Source organism: Sphingopyxis sp. USTB-05, from assembly GCF_023822045.1.
Lineage (GTDB): Bacteria > Pseudomonadota > Alphaproteobacteria > Sphingomonadales > Sphingomonadaceae > Sphingopyxis.
Genome location: NZ_CP084712.1, coordinates 1,040,495 through 1,058,042, shown reverse-complemented (window position 1 = coordinate 1,058,042; position 17,548 = coordinate 1,040,495). Strand labels below are relative to the sequence as shown.

Here is a 17,548-nt window from a genome sequence, read left to right as displayed (position 1 = left end):
TGGACTATTTCTGGAAAGCCGAAATCAATTGCCGGCGCAGCACCGCGCGTTCTTCGCGGCTCATCGTCCCCAGCGCTCCGCGGATGGGCGTGGGGATATGTCCCGATGCGGCGTCGGGATCGCCGAACACATGCGCGTCGAACATCGCCTGCCAATAGGTGCGTTCGCCCGGCGGCAGATCCCTGAGCGCGAGCAGCGCCGCGAGGAAGATGTCGTTGGGCCTTTCGATCCCCCGGGCCGTGTCGCCCCACCAATAATTGACCATCGCATTATAGGGATCGAGCGACGCGACATGGTGCCACCAATATTTTGGGATGAAGATCGCATTGCCGGGTTCGAGCCACGCCGCGCGCGCCGAAGCCATCGCCTTGCGAAAACGCGGAAAGCAATCAAAATCGGGATTTTCAGGATCGACGAGCGACAGCGGTGGCGGATTGTCGAGCGGACCGACATAAAGATTGGCTACTTGCTCGGGCGGGAACAGCGTGAACCGCCGCCGTCCCGCGATCACGCATGCCAGGTTATGGTCGCGGTCATTGTGCGTCTGCGTCTTCACCGCGCCGCCGAGCCATAGCTTCGGACCAACCTCTGCGGGGAGCAACGGCAGGGGATTCTGACGCACGAATTCGGGCAGCGCATCGGCGAGCGGCAGCATCTGGATCGCGACGGTCGGCGCATTCTCCTGCCCGATCAGCCCCTCGATCCGCGCCAGCGCATCGCGGAGCGGCGCTTGGCGCTTGGTGAAGGTGAATTCGCGCATGTCTGCGCGATAGGCGAAGCGTCCGTCGGCACGCGCGGGCGCTTCCATTACCGGTACGGCTACGCCGCAGTCCATGCCAGCAAGATAGGCGTTGAGGCGGCCGGGTGAATGTCGCCCGGCCGCCAGTGCGACCCAGCCGTCGAAAAGCCCCTTGATGACGACGGGTGTTTCGGTCGCCACGAGCGCGGCAAAATCGGCGGGCGCCGGCGCGCCCCGCGCTGCTACGTGCGGCAGCGCGTCGAGCGGTGATCGCCGGGCGGCTGCGGCACCGAGACGCGCGGGCTCAACCATGCGGGCGTTGCATGATGGGTGCGAGATAGGCGTCGTGCGTCGGCTGGCGCAGCACCTGTTCGCGCACAAAGCCCAGCATCTTGCGGAAGTGGACATTCACCTCATGCGGCGGCACCCGGTCGACCGCCGGACGCCAGCTTTCGGGGGCAATGCCATGTCCGATGAACAGCGCGCGCCAGCTGTCCGGTGGCAGGCTTTCGTCTTCTTGCGGCGCCAGTTCGCCACGCGCGCGAAAGAAATCGATCATATGCGCCAGCTCGGCCGAAATCGGCAACGTACGCGCCGTATCCCAGAAAGGACCGGCATAATCCTGCAACGTAAGGTGCGCGGCCTGGAAATCGGCGACGCGCGCGAAGTGCGAGCGCATGACACGGTTATATTCGGCGCGCCGTGCCACATAGCTGTTACCTTCGGCCGGATAAACGCCGAGCAGGTGCACGATACTCAGTTGCAGCCCGTGCAACGCCAGTCCGTGACTTGGGTCGAACGAACAGGCCGCCTCACCAAGGCAGATGACATTACCTACCCATGGTTCGCTCGCCATACCGGAAGTGCACGTGCGGAACGTCACCGCATCCAAGGTCAGCCCGCTCGTCGTCGCTGCGGCTTGCAGCGCCGCATCGTCGCTTGTCGCAGCGCCCGAAAAGACATGCGCGACATGCATGTGGGTCAGGCTCGGGAACAGGCCGGTCCAACCGTCCACGCCCGCGCGAATCTCGGCACAGACTGGCAGCGCAGCAGAGCGCGGGGCTAGCGCGGTCAGCATCCGGTCGCCGGGCATAGTCCAAGCTTCGAACGCGCTGCCAGTTGCCTCCCGCAGCAGGCCCTCGCGCGTCAGATCAGCGAACAAGGCGCTTTCAACCCGGCCGCCATCATTGAGCAATAGCGCAACGATCCCGTCGTCGCCGCGCTCGACCATTACGCCGGTTGTCTCGAATATCTCGACGCCCAAGTGCCGCGCGATCGCCTTCAGGCTTTTCGCATAAGCCGCAGCCGGCAGGTGATAACCATAGTCGCTACGCCCATAGATCTCGCTGGCCTCGTCGGGGAGGAACAGGCGGCCATTGTGCGCCGCGGTCGCCGTCAGAGAAAAATCGTCGAGCCCGACGCCCAGCCCATGTCGGCGCGCTTTCACCCAGTGCGGAAAAAAATCGCCGCCGTTGATACCGGTGCCGAACGCGCCATAGCTGTGGAGAAAGGGCGCCCGCCCCGCCCCACTCGCATCGACGAAATTCTGGCCGAGCGTGAAGGCGCCGCGTACTCCGCGCAGCAGCGCCGCCTCGTCGATTCCGATCTGGTTGTGGAGCGCTTCGATCGCGGGGAGAGTCGCGTAGAGATCGGCCGGGCCGTTTTCATCGGGGAGCGCCACCGCCCTGACCGTTACCCCCGCCGGCGCCAGCGCGCGCCGCAACGCTGCCGCAGCGAGCCACAGCGGCGCATCGCGGCCGAGCAAGGTGATATCGCGCACCGCGCTCATGCCGCGTTCGCCGGGATACCGGGCCGCGCCTTGGCCTCCGACGCGCAATAGGTTGCAAGAAATTCGGCGTGCGGCGTCATGTCGGCCGCGTTGACCGCGATCCGTTCCGCCAGATCGTCGAGCCGTGCCTGCAAATCTGCCGCCGACAGACGATGGGTTAGCGGATTTGCCGCCGACGGCAGAACGCCCTGCCCCTCGAGCACTGACAGCCAGCTGTCGCGCGAGAAAAGGCCAAGCCGATATTCGGGCGCCGCTGCGCTTTCGCGAAACAGCGCCATCTTGTGCGCGAGGCTGTCGGGCAGCGGCATGTTGCGCACATGATCCCACATCGGTTCGCCGACACGCTCGTTCGCGGTGTAGTGGAGGACGAGGAAATCGCGCGTGCGGTCGTAGTGGACAGCGAATAGCCGGTTGAATTCGCGCACCATGCGCGGATCGATCTTTTCGCCACGCCGCGGTATCAAGCCGGCAAGGTCGATCGTCGCCGCCTGGATAAGGAAGATGCTGGTCGACTCCAGCGGCTCGAGGAATCCGCTCGCCAACCCGACGGCGATGCAATTGCCCGCCCAGCCCACCTGCCGGCGCCCCGCCTGAAAGCGGAGCAGGCGCGGCTCGTCGAGCGCATCCCCGTCGATGGCGCCGAGCACGGTTTGCCGGGCTTCCTCCTCGCTGCAAAAGCGGCTTGAAAAGACATAGCCGTTGCCGATCCGGTGCTGGAGCGGGATGCGCCAGGTCCAACCCGCGCGCTGCGCGGTCGCGCGCGTATAGGGCGTGAGCGGATCGACGCCCGTGCAAGGCACCGCGAACGCACGGTCGCACGGCAGCCATTCGCTCCAATCGATCCACGGCACGCCCATCGTCTGCCCCAGCAGCAACGAACGAAAGCCCGAACAGTCGATGAATAGATCGCCCGAAATCTCCGCGCCCGAAGCGAGGGTCAGGCTCGCGACATCGCCGCTTTCGGCGTCGCGGACGACGTCGACGACCTTGCCCTCCATCCGCCGAATCCCGCGCGCGGTCGCCCATTTGCGCAGATAAGCGGCGTACAGCCCGGCATCGAAATGATAGGCATAGCTATAGGTCGAGCGGATGGATTTCGGATCGCTGTTCGGGTGCTCGAAACCGTTGGCAAGCGCCGCCGCGACCGCGAAGCTGTAATCCTGCAACGACCGGCTGTCGGTTCCCGCAAGCCGCGCGCGGGCCCAATGATGCTGGAAGTCAGCGTTGGTCCAGCGATCGCCGAAGGTACCGAACGGGTGAATATAGCGCACCCCGGGGCGCAACCAGTCGACGAATTCGATGCCCAGCTTGATGGTGCCGGCCGTCTCGCGCATGAATTCGGCTTCGTCGATGCCGATCATGTCGTTGAAGGTCTTGATATGCGGCAGCGTCGCTTCACCCACGCCAACCGTGGCGATCTCGTCGCTCTCGATCAGCGTGATGTCATAATCGGCCGCCGCCAGCAGGCCCGACAGCCCCGATGCGCACATCCAGCCTGCGGTGCCGCCGCCCAAAATGACGATACGATAGGGTGCGTGCGCGGCCATGAGCGGTTCCTTACTCCCTTTGGAAACGAAGACGCGGCCGCCGCAAGGGAACGGCCGCGTCCCAGTGGAGGATCAGAACTTCACGCGCGCACTGAACTGGAAGCGGCGGTCGACGCGGCTCCACGCCGAGTCGAAATATTTCGCCGCCGCCCCCGGCGTCTGCGGGGAGTCGCCGAACACCTGCTGTTCATAGACTGTCGTCGTGTTGAGCAGGTTCGTGCCGTCAACCGAAAGCTCCAACCACTTCGTCGGCGAGAAGCGCAGCGAAGCGTCGAGGAAGCCAGCCGCCTTTTGGAACACCGGCAAGCCGATGCAGCAGTCGAGGTTCTGTGTCAGGTAACGCGACCGCCAGTTGTAGGCGACACGCAGCCCGACCGGCCCCTTTTCATATAGTCCGACGAGGTTGAACGTGTGCTTCGATATTCCTGCGAGCTTGTGCGAGTCGAGGACGTACCCGGTACCGCCCAGCGACTGCTGGCCCGCGCCGAACGCGCCCACGTCGCCGCTCGACGAAGCAGTGAACAGGTTCGAGTTGTTGATCCCAGACTGATGCACATAGGTATAGTTGGCCTGCATGCCGAGCCCACTGAGCAGGCCAGGCAGGAAGTCGAAGAAGGTCTGATAGGCCACTTCGCCGCCCCAGATCTCGCCACCTTTCCGGACATTGCTCGGCCCACTGATCTGCACCGTCTGGGTCGATGTCCCGTTAGAGACGTCGCGGCCGAACTGGCCAAAGGAGATCGCGTTCGTCAGCTTCTTGTAGAAGACCCCGGCCGTGATCGAACTGTTCGAACCCATATAGCGCTCGAAGGTCAGGTCGAACTGGTCCGCGCGCAGCGGCTTCAGCGCCGCATTGCCCGAATTGGCCAGGAACACGAAATTATAGCCCGTGACATTCGCCGGCGTGTGCGCCGCGGTCGGCGAATTATACACGACATAGGGTGAATCGGCGGTCGTATTGATAACAGGCGCATTGATCGCGAGCGTGTTGCGCAGGAAACCCATTTGCGGCCGCGAGATAGCCCGCGAATAAGCGAAGCGAACGAAGGTCTTATCATCGAAACCGAAGCGCAGGTTCAGGCTCGGCAGCCAGTCTGTGCGCGTCGTCTTATAGCGATCTTCCGCCGCGGCGCCGTTGGCGAAGGCGATGATCTCCGGCGTCAGATAACAGCGCGGATTGACGACGTTGTTGCCGGTCAGCGGCGTGTTGCATGGTACCAGATTGTCGAAGATGTTCGCGGCAGGGAACGCAACGCTACCGGTGCTTGTGATCTTCGTGCGCACCACGCGCAGGCCAACATTGCCCTGCAGATTGACGCTGCCGAGCATCAGCTTGTCGCCGCCGCCGAATTTGATCATGGCATAGGCGGCTTCGGTCTGTTCGCGAACGCGCAGCTTTTCACCGGGCGTGAAACATTCGTCGACGGTCGCCTCCGGGCGATCGCAGATCGCGGTATAGCCCGTGCCGAGCGGCGACCCGGTGGTTGCACCGCTCAGCGACTGGATCAGGCGCGGGAAATCCCGAAGCGTGTCGCGATTAAGGAAGACGAGCGGTCCATTCGGGTAGGCGCTGCCGTTATAGAAGTCGCCGAGGCTCTGCGATTCCCAGATACCCGCGCCATAGCCCTGGAAGGGCGCATGACCGGCGTTGCCGCCGCAATTGCCTGTATTGGTCGGATAAGCGCCGCCCGTCGTATTGTCGGCGTTGAAGCCCGGACCGTTGCAGTTCCAGCTGGCGGCAATCGGCGTCCAGTTGAACGTCGAATAGCGCACCGTCTGCTTGCGATCGGCATAACGCACGCCGACCTTCAGGGAATCTAGCCAGTCGCTGTCGGGAAAATCATATTCGGCGTCGCCGCGCAGCGCGAGTTCGTTGGCGTCATTGTCCTCGACATGGCCCTGGATGAACGGGATCCAGTAATTGTGCGCATTGGCGAGACCGCCTTGGGCGTAATTGACGTTCGATCCGGGGAGCAAGGTCACCTGCGGAGTGCCGTCGCCGTTCACGCTATAATCGTAATTGGCCATCGAGCCGGTCGCGACCAATATGTCGTTATTATAGGTCGACGCATCGATATATTGCGCGTCGAGATCGAAGTGCAGCCGGTCGCTCGCGTCCCAGCTGATATTTGCCGACAGATCGCGCGTTCCTTCACGATGGTCGAAGTTGCGCGCCTCGTTCTGGAAATACAGCCCGTCGCGCTGCGTCGCGCAATTGCCGCCCGGACCCGGTCCGCAATAATTGACGAACGGCTGGCCGAGCACTGCCGAACCCGCATTGATCGCCGCCTGCACGCTCTCTGTCGTACCGCTGAAACTGCCGTGCGGCTGGGTCAGGATTCCTCCGGTCAGCATGCCGTCGGGGCCGAAAGTCAGCCCGCTGCTTCCCGCGATGAGCGATCCGGTGCGCGGGTTGTATGCGCGCGTGCCGAAATAGTTGCCGTCGAGAATGGCGTGGCTGGCGCGTTCAAGCCAGGCATTGGTGTAATGCGAGTCGATATATTGGATCGTCGCCCGCAAGCTGCCCGTTTCATTTTCATATTGCAGTGCGCCCGCGATGCCGCGCCGTTTGCGGTCATAATCGACCTGCGAATAGCGGATGCCGTCGGGCGCATAGGCCCAGCCGGTTCCGCCGAACGGATTGGCGGTACAACCCAGGCTGCCATCTGCGCCGGGCGTGGCGCGCACGACGCCATCGGGACCCGCCGCGCCGAAACCCGCGGTGCAATAAGTATCGATCTTGTCCATGATCACGCTCTCGGTCCGCGTGACGACATGGCTTTGCGCGTAGCTGGCGAGAATGCCGAAGCGACCGATCGCGGTGTCCCAGGTGTTGCTGATCAACCCCGAGAATTCGGGCGTCCAGCGCCCCGAGCGATCGCCATAATTGATTCGGACGGTTCCCGTGACGACGAGCCCCTTCTGGTCGAACGGCACGCGCGTGCGCAGATCGACCGAGCCTGCGATCCCGCCCTCGATCATGTCGGCAGTCTGGTTCTTGTAAACGTCGATGCCGGCGAGCAGCTCGGGCGCGATATCGTTGAACTGCAACCCGCGCGCGGCGTCGGCCGAGAAGCTGTCGCGGCCGTTGATTTCGGTGCGGACGTTGGTCAGGCCGCGGATGAGTACGTCAGTCGGCTCTCCCGACGGGTGCGTCGAGTCATCGGCCGATTGCAGGCGGTTGACCGTGATGCCCGGAATACGCTGCAGCGCCTCGGCCGCCGACTTGTCGGGAAAGGCCCCGATGTCGGTCGCTGTCACAGAATCGACGACGGTCAGCGCATCGCGCTTGCGACCCGCAGCATCCTCCAGCGCGGCGCGCACACCGGTGACCACAATCTCGTCATTGCCCGAAGCGCCCTCGGGCGCGTCCTGCGCGATCGCCGGCGACGTCATCAACAGGCCGACCGTCAATACCGACAACGAGACGCCACCCGACAGCATGCGCCCACGACTTTTCGCGAATCCCTTGAGCCTCATCGCTCTCCCCTTCCCACGGACACCCCTTTTGCGGGGCTTTTCCTTTTAGCGGTGCAAAGCGGAAACGCCCGCCGACCATTTGCATGGTTTTGCGTATTGTTGCACAAATGGCAAGACTCTTTTCGAGGATCAAATATGCTCAATAAAATGACGATATATCAGGATTTTAATTCGCGTATCCAGTGCAATGGGCCTAGATGCGCGTGCCATCCGCATACGTTTGCATCGCAATTACTTTATGCAATTATTTGCACAAATGACTTCAGGAAATTCGTCTTTTCGTTGGCTGCGCCCGATATCGTCAGGATTCCGCGCGCGGAATAAGCAGCGCAGCGAGCGCGGCCAACACAAGGAAAAGGGCCGCCAGTGCCAGGGCGAGCGCCGGCTCGCCGCCAAACAGATGGTGGACGATGGGACCGAGGCAGATCGCGGCAACCAGCTGCGGAATGACGAGGAATATATTGTGGATGCCGAGATAGACGCCGACCTTGCCCGGCGGCACGGCGTTGACGATGATGGCATAAGGCAGCGACAGGATGGCCGCCCAGGCGGCGCCGATACCGGCCGCGGCGATCCACAGCCATTCCAGCCCTGGCGCCAGGACAAGCCCCGCCATTCCCGTCGCGCCACCGAGCAGGCACAACGCATAGGTCGCGCGCTCGCCGATCCGCGCCGATATTGCCGGGAGCGCGAGCGCGCCGATCGCGGCGACACCATTATAGGTCGCGAACAGGATGCCCACCCAATCAGCGGCGACGGCATAGGGTGCCGAGGTCGGATCGGTGGCTCCGAAATGCCGCTGCGCAACGGCAGGCGCCGCATAGATCCACATCGCGAACAAGCCGAACCAGGTAAAGAATTGCACCGCCGCCAGCCGCCGCAGCGGGGCCGGCATGCGCTGGAAATCCTCGCCGATCTGGAGCAGTCCGAGCGAGCGGTCGCCGCGGGCCCGTCGACGGCCGACCGCGAGTTGGGCGACGCCTCCCAGCAGCGCGGCGGATGCGAGCACGATTACCTCCCATTGCCAGCGCAGTAAAAGCGCAAGCAGTAGCAGCGCCGCGCCGGCCAGCGCCGGCGTCCAGCCGCCGAGGCTGAAGCGAACGATCGGCCCGGGCGGGGCCGCCGGCCGATCTTCCGTAGCAACCGACCCGGTCGCAGACTGCTCGCGCGTCGACAGGGCGGTCCACAGCACGGACAGCAACAGGCACGCGCTACCGATATAATAGGCATAGCGCACGGACGGCGGCAGCGCGCCGCCCTCCGCGGTGCCCGCGACCCCGAACCAGTTCACCAGCATCCACGGCAGCGATGAAGCAAAGACCGCGCCAGTGCCGATAAAAAAGACCTGTACCGCATAACCCTTGGCCCGCTGCGCGTGCGGCAGATTGTCGGCGACCAACGCACGCGACGGGTCCATTGCGATGTTGATCGACGCGGTGAGCAACCACAGCGCCGCGATAGCCGCCCATAATGTCGCCGCATTGGGCATGACGAACAGCGCGATTGCGGTGAGCATCCCCCCGATAATCAGAAACGGACGTCTGCGGCCGAAGCGCGAGCGCGAATGGTCGCTGAGATGGCCGACGATCGGCTGGACGATCAGCCCGGTGATCGGTCCCGCAATCCACAACACGGGAAGCGCCGCGACATCGGCGCCCAGCGTCTGGAAGATACGCGTCGTGTTCGCATTCTGCAGCGCCCAGACGATCTGGATGCCAAACAATGCAAAACACATATTCCAGATGTGCAAATTCGTCGCAGCAAAGCCGCGCGACGCAGCCCCATCCCCGCTCTTTGGCGGGGCGTCGGCATGCAAATCTTGCATTACCTCCCCCTTCCTGTGCTATCGCATCCCGACGTCAGGCACGGATGGCATCATTATGAGCACCAACAATACGAGATTGGAAGACTTGGCAAGGATGGCCGGTGTGTCGATCTCGACCGTATCGCGCGCGCTAAACGACCATCCGCTGATCAGCCTGAATACCAAGAAGAAAGTCTGGGCGCTCGCCCGCGAGCATAATTATCCGTTCCGCAGCTACATGCCCGCGGCGCCGGTGGGATCCGAAGGGTCGATCGTCGTCGTCACGCCGCATATGCACGGCCGCCCGCTGCCACTCTCGCACCCCTTCTTCCTCGAACTGCTCGCCAGTATCGGCGAGGCGGCGCGCGCGCGCGACTGCGATTTCACTGTCAGCCACACGGCACCGCGCGACGTCGACGACCTGATGGCGGTGATGACCACCAGTCGCGCCAACGGCGTAATCTTCCTCGGCCAGAGCATGCTCCACGACGGCTTCAACCAGCTTGCGGACACGAATAGCAATTTTGTCGTATGGGGCGCGCACCTGCCGGGGCAGAAATATCGCTCGGTCGGGTCGGACAATGTGCTCGGTGGCCGCCGCGCGACGCTTCACCTCGCGCGACTGGGCCGTAAAGCCATCGCCTTCCTCGGCAGCAGCGACCCAGAGGCGATGCAGCGCCGCCAGGGCTATCTCGAAGCGCTGGAAGCAAACGGGCTGGAAGCCGATCCCGCGCTCGATATTCGTGTCGATTTCGGCTTCGAGTCCGCCGAACGCGCGCTCAGCCAGCTACTCGCGCGCGGGCGCAAGTTCGACGGCATCATCGCGTCAAGCGACCTCATCGCGCTCGGCGCCATTCGCGCATTGCGCAAGGCCAACCTCTCGGTCCCCAAGGACGTCTCGGTCGTCGGCTATGACGACATGCTGCTCGCGCGGCTGAGCACCCCGGCACTGACGACGATCCAGCAAGACACGCTGGAGGCGGGCCGACGGCTGGTATCACAGGTGATGGACGCACATTCCGAACAGTTTCTCGACTATCTGCCGACTCACCTGATCGTCCGCGAGTCCTGCGGCGCGTGACCAGCCGCCTCTGTCTAGGTTTGAGCGACGACCACGAGATCAAGTTCCAAATTCACGCGAATTTCCCGATTCACACCAGTCGGAGGGATCGCGGCTTCACGTAAATATTTGAAGATGCATCATTTTCTTTGAAGCCTTAAAATCTAGGCAGAAAAATCCGCTGTAAAACCCGACTTCTTGGACAAGTTCGCACTCAACACATTTTTGAGCTGCGCCAACAAAGCGATAAAAATTGATTTTTGGTAGCGGAGGAGGGACTCGAACCCCCGACACGCGGATTATGATTCCGCTGCTCTAACCGGCTGAGCTACTCCGCCCCGAAGGGTCGCCGCGACGGGCGAGCAGCGCCTATAGGCAGGGCGCCGCCCTTGGTCAATATCATGTGCGCGCTCCGCGAAAATTCCGTGCGAAGGCCGGTTGCCACGGGCCGCCGAGATAATGATGGGCGGCGAGTCCCGCTATGGTCAGCGCACGCGGCCGGAAATCGGCGGCCAGTTCCACCAGCAATGCCCTCGCCGCGGCCGCCGGCACCTTGTTCTGGACTGTGATGTGGAGCCGCGGCGTTCCCCGATCCTGCATCGTCAATGCTCCGACGAAATGATCGGCGATGCGCTGACGGATCGCCAACAGGTCCGGACTGTCGATGCGAAAGGCGACACCGCCGCCAAGCGAATAGATTTCGCGCAAACTCGCTGCCGGAGGCGGCGTGTCGGCGGCGATGCAATGAATCAGCCGGTCGAGCTCGTTGAGGCACGATGGCGGTAGCTGATGGAACAACGTGATATGTGCCGCGAGATGATTGCGCTCGGGAGGAAAATGCGCGGCGCGCAGATTGTCGAAAAAACGCTGGTCCGCCGCACCCATCGTCGCAGTCACGATGATGGGCACGGCGCCAGCGGTCCGGTAGGGAGGGGGGAAGCCCGGGCCGGCTGATACGAGAAGGGATGGACGAGGCAGTTTCGGGGGAGATTTGCCGTCGTCCATGGGACGCCCTTTCTCGTTGCCACAACCAATGCCCGAAACGCTCGGCGCGCTCCAATCGATTAATCGGCTTAGAATGATTGCCCAAAGCGATTAACCGGCAAATTCCTAAAGCCCGCCCCAGAAAGCCCGGAGCGCCGCCGCGACGTCCACCGGCCGCTCGGCAATCGCCCAATGCCCCGCCCCTTCGATAACCGTCAGCGCGGTGCCCGTGTTCGCCGTGAAACGCCGCGCCACCGCCAGTTCGACATAGGGGTCACCCTCGCCCCAGACCAGCGCACCGTTTGCGGGGAGCTTATCGATGTCGCGCGCCCAGTCATGCTCGAAACTCAGTCCATTGGCCGAACGATAGAGTTTCAGGATCGCGCGGCGCTTGTCCTTGTTCTTCCACTGCTCAGCCTCTTCGCGCGCGATGTCCGCGGGCATGCCCTGCGCCGCCAGCCCCTCGGCGAGTTTGTCGGCCTTGCTGAGCGCCATGAAGATCTCGCCGAGCACGGGCGTGTTCCAGATGCGCGCGATCCGATGGCCGCGGTAATCGGGATCGATCACCGCGTTCGATGCCGCCCAGCTACGGATCAGGTCAGGACGCAGCATCGCGACGCGCTGCGCGATCAGCGCGCCCCAGTCGTGGCCGACGATATCGATCGGGCCGTGTACGGCCACCAACGCCTCCGCCTCACCCACCGCCCAGTCCGCATAGGCTTCCTTCGTCGCGGCAAAACCGGCCGGCAAGGGACCCGTGAAACACGGGAGGGCAGGAACGGCAACCGGCGTATCGCCGAGGTCGAGCGCCGCCAGCAACGGCCGCCAGATGAGCGGGCTGTCGGGAACGCCATGGAGGAACAGCTTGGCGGTCGGCATGATGTCAGCCCTTCGACAAATGGATGATCCAGCTCTGGTCGGTCGGCTCGATCCGCCCCTCGCGATAGCCACCCGCGAGCAGCGCGGTGTGCGCGTCGGCGCGGACCAGCGTCATATAATTCCACTGCCCGCCAAGATCATAATCGAGCCGCGTGCCGGTGCCGCCGGCCACGTCGAAAATCTCTGGCGCGCTGTCGCCTGCCGCGACGAGAACCCGGTTACCGGGAAGCAGCAACAGGCCGTCGGCGATCTTGAAGCGCGGATCGGCCAGATTGCCGGCGGCGACAAAGTGTTCGGTGGCGAGATCGAAGCGCTCGACCGAGCGAAGCTTGCCGCCATAGTCGCGCTCGTCCGAGCCGCCGAGCACAAGGACGTCGCCATTCGCCAATCGAACCGCGCCATGTTTGTATCGGCCCTGCGCCATCGCGCCGGCAGGGAGGAAGCGCTGCGTATCGGGATCGAACAGCTCGGCGCTCGCCAGCGCGCGCCGCGGTTCGCGATCGGGGCGCCCGCCGCCGGTCACGAGAACCCGGCCGTCGGCGAGCAGGGTCGCCGTCGCGCCGCTCCGCGCGGTTCCGAGTGAACCGATGGCCGTCATGCGTCCCGAGACAGGGTCGAAGATTTCGGCATCGGCGCGCACATCCACACCGTCATAGCCGCCCGCGATGAGGATCCGGCCGTCGGCGAGCCGGATCACCGCGGGCGCATTGCGCGCGCCTGCCATGGTCGGCCCGGCGGTCGACTTGCCGGTCACGGGGTCGAAAATTTCGGTCGTCGCCGAAACGCGGCCCCCGACCCATCCCCCGAGCACGAGAACGCGCCCATCCGGCAGCGCCGCCGCCGAAGGCTGGATACGCCCGGCGAGCAGGTGGCCGGTGCCGGAAACCGTCATGGTCGAAGCATCGATTATATCGACGGTGGCGCTCGCCGGCCCCGCTTCGCAGCCTGCGCGCACGCAGCCGCCGATCGCGAGCAATTGGCCCTTTCCGGTCGAAACCAACTGATGCGTCGCGCGTGGTGCGCCCAGCCGGGGACCGCTCTCGATATGGACGCCGCCGGCTTGTTTGGCCGCGCTGCCGCCATTCGCCATGCAGGCGGTCATCGCCAGCGAAAGCAGCATATAGAACGGAAGATTTCGCATCGCCCTCTCCCATGAACCGCCAGCGGGCGGCTATTCCATCTCCCCGCGCTCGCGGCGGAGCGCATACCATTTCTGCACATTGGCATTATGCTCGGCGAGCGTGCGCGCGAAGATGTGCCCGCCGTCACCCTTGGCAACGAAGAACAGATAATCGTTTGCCTCGGGATCGAGCACCGCGGCGATCGAAGCCTTGCCGGGGTTGGCGATCGGGCCCTGTGGCAAGCCGATCATGCTGTAAGTATTGTAGCCGTTCACCGCCTGGATCTCGGAGCGGAGGATACGCCGCCCCAGCGGCTTACCCTTGGTGATCGGATAGATGATCGTCGGGTCGGCCTGCAGCCGCATGCCGACGGCGAGGCGGTTGGTATAGACGCCCGCGACGGTGCGGCGCTCGGCGGCAACGCCGGTTTCCTTTTCAACGATCGAGGCGAGCGTCATCGCCTGGTTGCGGTCCTTGACCGCGGTGCGCGACGTGCGCTTCGCCCAGAGTTCGTTGAACGCCTTGTCCATCGCGTCCTGCATCCGCTTCACCACCGCGGCGCGGCTTTCGCCGGTGGTGAAGGCATAGCTGTTCGGCAGAATGCTGCCCTCTGCCGGCACGGGGATTTCGCCCTTCAACCGCTTTTCGGCCATCAGCCGTTCCCAGACCATGATCGAGGGCATGCCCTCTGGAATCATGACCATGCGCTGGATCGTCTTGCCCGACTGGAACAGTTCGAGAATGTCGCCTGCGTCCATCCCCTTTTCGATCTTATATTCGCCGGGTTTGATCGGATCGTCCGAGCCGAAGAAGCGCGCTTCATTGCGAAAGCTGGACGCCGAGACGAGGCCGGCGGCTTCGAGGATTTCGCCCGCCTTCGCGATGCTCGCGCCCGGCGGGATGACGATTTCCGCATCCTTGGGCGCGCCGCCCGAGCAAGCGGCGAGGAGCAGGGCCAGGATCGTGATCGTTAGCCAGCGGAACGGATGCACGCTTTTCTCCTATTCGGCTCCTAAAGGAGACAAAAGATACGGACGCGCGCGCCCGGAATGTCTCCTTTGTCACTTTAGGCCGACCCTGCGACAAGGTGATAGAGCATGGCCGCGCAATGTAGGAAAGAGGCTTTTACAGCGCCCTCTTACCTCGCCATTCCCGTGAAAGCGGATACCCGGTTGCAAGCTTTGCTCACTGGGTTCCCGCTTTCGCCGGAATAACGAAGTTGCTTTTTGGCTCAGTCGATCGCCTTGACGATGACGCTGGCGTTGGTGCCGCCGAAGCCGAAGCTGTTGTTGAGCGCGGCCTTCACTTCGCGCTTCTTCGCCTTGTGCGGGACCAGGTCGACGCCCTCGGTACCCTCGTCGGGATTGTCGAGGTTCAGCGTCGGCGGAACGATCTGGTCGCGGATCGCGAGGATGCAAAAGATCGTCTCGACAGCGCCCGCGCCGCCAAGCAGGTGGCCGATTGCCGACTTGGTCGAGCTCATCGACACATTGGCGATTTCGTTGCCGAACAGGCGCTTGACCGCGCCGAGCTCGATCGTGTCGGCCATCGTCGAGGTGCCGTGCGCATTGATATAATCGATGTCCGAGGGTGTCATGCCCGCCTTTTTCAGCGCCATTTCCATCGAGCGGAACGCGCCCGAGCCCTCAGGGTGCGGCGCCGTCACATGATAGGCATCGCCCGACAGGCCATAACCGACGACTTCCGCATAGATTTTCGCGCCGCGCGCCTTGGCATGCTCATATTCCTCGAGCACGACGACACCCGCGCCCTCGCCCATCACGAAACCGTCGCGGTCCTTGTCATAGGGGCGGCTGGCCTGTTCGGGGCGGTCGTTATAGCTCATGTTCAATGCACGCGCCTGCGCGAAGCCCGCGATACCGATCGGGCAGATCGTCGCTTCGGCGCCGCCCGCAAGCATGATGTCGGCATCGTCGTCGCGGATCATGCGCGCGGCGTCGCCGATCGAATGCGCGCCGGTCGAACAGGCGGTGACAACGGCGTGGTTGGGGCCTTGCAGGCCATATTTGATGCTGACCTGGCCCGAGATCAGATTGATCAGGCGGCCATGGACGAAGTGCGGCGAAACGCGGCCCGGCCCCTTTTCGGCGAGCAACAGGCTTTCGCTTTCGATGCCCGGCAGGCCGCCGATGCCCGAGCCGATCGAGCAGCCCGCGCGCAGCTTCATTTCGTCGGACATATCTTCGAGGCCCGCGTCCTCGATCGCCTGTCCCGCGGCGTCGATGCCATAGATGATGAAGGGATCGACCTGGCGCTGCACCTTATGGTCGACGCGCTTTCCGGGATCGAAGCCATATTCATGGTCAGGACCCTTCACCTCGCACGCGATCGTGCACTTCTGGTCTGACGCGTCGAAATGGGTGATCGTGCCAGCGCCCGATTTGCTCGCGAGCAGATTGGCCCATGTGGTTTCCACACCGGCGCCCAGCGGCGTCACCAAACCCAAACCCGTCACCACAACCCGGCGCATAGTCATTCCTTTCATCGGCCCCTGCCCCCGCAGGGCGCCGCGTCATTTGAGAAGACGCATATCCATAAAAAAAGCTTCCCGGCCACTGCGCGCGAACGCTCGGGACCGGGAAGCCGGAAACGCGTGGGCGGCGTCGCCGCCGCGTCCGGCCAGGCCGGACAGAGCCAAATCAGCCCTTGTTCGCTTCGATATAGTCGATCGCGTCCTTGACGGTGGCGATCTTTTCCGCCGCATCGTCGGGGATTTCGACGCCAAATTCTTCTTCGAACGCCATCACCAGTTCGACGATGTCGAGGCTGTCGGCGCCCAGATCGTCGATGAAGCTTGCTTCTTCGGTGACCTTGTCGGCTTCGACGCCCAGATGTTCGACGACGATCTTTTTAACCTTTTCGGCCGAATCGCTCATGCACAGTTCCTTTTTTCTGACTATGTCGTGAATGTTGAAAATTGCCCTAGTGCGCGTGGGCGGGACTGGCAAGAGGGCTGGCATCGGCCGTGCGGCGAAGCGCCGTATCGACCAAGACTTCCTCCGCAGCGCTGTAAGCCGATCGTGTCCCTTTCTGCCCCTCCGGCACCTGCGTGACGAAATAGGCAATGCCATCGCCGGCTTCAAGGTCGAACCACAAACCCGAACGCAATCCATAGGCATCGCCCGAATGACCGAGGCGCAGACGGCCGTCGCGGAACAGGCCGTCGCGGCAGGCAGGATCGCGCAGCGCCGGGCCGCCCGTGCTGTGCATAGCTATGCCATATTCGCAGAAAACGCCGCCCGTCCCCTCGCCGCTCGTCGGGCGAACCGGCGCCATCGCTTCGAGCCGGGCGAGGCTTTCGGGTTTCAGGAACCCGTCGCCGCGGCGCAGCAGCATGATGCCGATGCGCGCGAGGCCGTTCGCCGAGATACGCAGCCCGCCCTGCGGACTGAACCCCGCGCCGTGGCGTGCGAGGCGATAGGTGCCAAGGTCGCAGCGGCCGTCCGCCGCCGGCACGACCGGACAGGCCGGCCGCGCTCCCTTCAGATCGTCACGCACCACATTGCCGTCGGCATCGTAGAGTATGACAGCGCGTGCGACCGCCGCGTCGCTGCAAGTCGGCCAGTTGAAACAGGCGTCGAGACCGAGCGGGCGAAACACGAGCCGCGTCATGGCCGTGTCGAAACGCTCGCCGGTCGCCCCCTCGATCGCAGCCGCGACGACGGGGTAATTGAAATTGGCATATGCGAAATCGCCGCCGGGAGGACGTGCCTTGTCCCACGCCGCGGGGTCGGCGAGCGCGGTCTCCAGGTCGGCGTCCAGTGGCAGCGCGTAATTGGTGGCGTCGTTTAGGCCGGAACGATGCCCCAGCAACTGCGCAAGGCTGATCGGGCGGTCGGGCCACGCGGGGTGGCGGAGCCGCCAGCCCAGATAATCCGACACGTCGCGGTCGAGATCCAGCTTACCGGCCTCGACCAGCCGCAACACGCCGAGCGCCACGACGAGTTTCGAAACCGACGCCACGCGGACGGGGTCGTCGGGTGTGACCGCGCGGCCGCTAGCCCGGTCGGCGAGCCCCTCGGCGACGCGCGCCTCGACCTTTCCCTCGCGGTCAAAATGCACCGCCACCGCGGCGGGGGCCGGCGACGCGACCGATGTCAGCAGGGCTAGAAGCGAAAGCATGG

General features: G+C 63.9%; 13 protein-coding genes and 1 tRNA gene. 1 reads left to right on the top strand and 13 read right to left on the bottom strand.

Annotation, left to right across the window (positions count from 1 at the left end):
* Positions 1-4: 4 nt before the first annotated feature.
* The 5 genes from KEC45_RS04645 to KEC45_RS04625 all read right to left on the bottom strand — a co-directional run bounded on the left by KEC45_RS04645 (position 5) and on the right by KEC45_RS04625 (position 9,380).
* Entirely contained in the window at positions 5-1,051 is a 1,047-nt protein-coding gene (locus tag KEC45_RS04645) for a cupin-like domain-containing protein (RefSeq protein WP_252171545.1), read from the bottom strand.
* Positions 1,044-2,528 (bottom strand): tryptophan 7-halogenase, encoded by a 1,485-nt coding sequence (locus KEC45_RS04640; RefSeq protein WP_252171544.1) that lies wholly within the window; start codon positions 2,526-2,528, stop codon positions 1,044-1,046. Before KEC45_RS04640 ends, KEC45_RS04645 begins: the two co-directional genes overlap by 8 nt.
* On the bottom strand, positions 2,525-4,075 hold the full coding sequence (locus KEC45_RS04635; RefSeq protein ID WP_252171543.1) for a tryptophan halogenase family protein: 1,551 nt from the start codon (positions 4,073-4,075) through the stop codon (positions 2,525-2,527). Before KEC45_RS04635 ends, KEC45_RS04640 begins: the two co-directional genes overlap by 4 nt.
* Positions 4,076-4,147: 72 nt before the next feature.
* Positions 4,148-7,555 (bottom strand): TonB-dependent receptor, encoded by a 3,408-nt coding sequence (locus KEC45_RS04630; protein ID WP_252171542.1) that lies wholly within the window; start codon positions 7,553-7,555, stop codon positions 4,148-4,150.
* Positions 7,556-7,856: 301 nt separating this feature from the next.
* The gene (locus KEC45_RS04625; RefSeq protein ID WP_252171541.1) at positions 7,857-9,380 is read right to left on the bottom strand and encodes an MFS transporter; all 1,524 of its coding nucleotides are present in this window, start codon (positions 9,378-9,380) and stop codon (positions 7,857-7,859) included.
* A gap of 94 nt (positions 9,381-9,474) precedes the next feature.
* On the opposite strand from KEC45_RS04625, the gene KEC45_RS04620 reads away from it, so the two are divergent.
* Positions 9,475-10,440, top strand: coding sequence for a LacI family DNA-binding transcriptional regulator (locus tag KEC45_RS04620; protein ID WP_238586693.1), 966 nt, complete (start codon positions 9,475-9,477; stop codon positions 10,438-10,440).
* Between the two features lie 240 nt (positions 10,441-10,680).
* On the opposite strand, the gene KEC45_RS04615 is transcribed toward KEC45_RS04620, so the two are convergent.
* The 8 genes from KEC45_RS04615 to KEC45_RS04580 form a co-directional block, all read right to left on the bottom strand.
* Positions 10,681-10,757 (bottom strand) — tRNA-Met (locus tag KEC45_RS04615).
* A 61-nt stretch (positions 10,758-10,818) separates the two neighbouring features.
* Positions 10,819-11,304 carry a 2'-5' RNA ligase family protein gene (locus KEC45_RS04610; RefSeq protein ID WP_252172017.1) on the bottom strand — a complete coding sequence of 162 codons (486 nt, stop codon included), beginning with the start codon at positions 11,302-11,304 and terminating at the stop codon, positions 10,819-10,821.
* A 225-nt stretch (positions 11,305-11,529) separates the two neighbouring features.
* A complete protein-coding gene (locus KEC45_RS04605) occupies positions 11,530-12,282 on the bottom strand; it encodes an alpha/beta fold hydrolase (RefSeq protein WP_252171540.1) in 753 nt (250 codons plus the stop codon).
* A gap of 4 nt (positions 12,283-12,286) precedes the next feature.
* Entirely contained in the window at positions 12,287-13,423 is a 1,137-nt protein-coding gene (locus tag KEC45_RS04600; protein ID WP_252171539.1) for a kelch repeat-containing protein, read from the bottom strand.
* A gap of 30 nt (positions 13,424-13,453) precedes the next feature.
* Entirely contained in the window at positions 13,454-14,395 is a 942-nt protein-coding gene (mltG, locus tag KEC45_RS04595) for an endolytic transglycosylase MltG (protein ID WP_252171538.1), read from the bottom strand.
* A 239-nt stretch (positions 14,396-14,634) separates the two neighbouring features.
* On the bottom strand, positions 14,635-15,894 hold the full coding sequence (fabF, locus tag KEC45_RS04590) for a beta-ketoacyl-ACP synthase II (protein WP_252171537.1): 1,260 nt from the start codon (positions 15,892-15,894) through the stop codon (positions 14,635-14,637).
* Positions 15,895-16,063: 169 nt separating this feature from the next.
* A complete protein-coding gene (locus tag KEC45_RS04585; protein ID WP_003039428.1) occupies positions 16,064-16,300 on the bottom strand; it encodes an acyl carrier protein in 237 nt (78 codons plus the stop codon).
* A gap of 46 nt (positions 16,301-16,346) precedes the next feature.
* Positions 16,347-17,546 carry a serine hydrolase gene (locus KEC45_RS04580; RefSeq protein WP_252171536.1) on the bottom strand — a complete coding sequence of 400 codons (1,200 nt, stop codon included), beginning with the start codon at positions 17,544-17,546 and terminating at the stop codon, positions 16,347-16,349.
* Positions 17,547-17,548 lie beyond the last annotated feature (2 nt).